Below are 211 nucleotides of genomic sequence, written 5' to 3'. Positions count from 1 at the left end.
CTCACCTCCGCCGATACCGCCACCTCGCCCGTCGGCTCCTACCCCATCACCGCCGCCCCCGGAACCCTCGCCGCCAAGAACTACACCTTCACCTACGCCCCCGGAACCCTCACCATCACCCAGGCCTCCGCCTCCAGCTACACCATCACCTGGCCCAACCAGAGCATCGTCTACGGAACCGCCCTCGGCGGCAGCACCGGCATCAAGGCCT

General features: G+C 68.2%; 1 protein-coding gene. It reads left to right on the top strand.

Annotated elements, in window-relative coordinates:
- On the top strand, nt 1-211 hold a 211-nt coding region (locus GSQ94_RS21785; protein WP_174240885.1), incomplete at both ends, for an MBG-2 domain-containing protein.

Origin of the sequence: Granulicella sp. S190 (genome assembly GCF_009766095.1) — a bacterium.
GTDB lineage: Bacteria > Acidobacteriota > Terriglobia > Terriglobales > Acidobacteriaceae > Edaphobacter.
The sequence above is the reverse complement of the archived record's forward strand: the minus strand, read 5'-3'. Positions and strand labels throughout refer to the sequence as shown.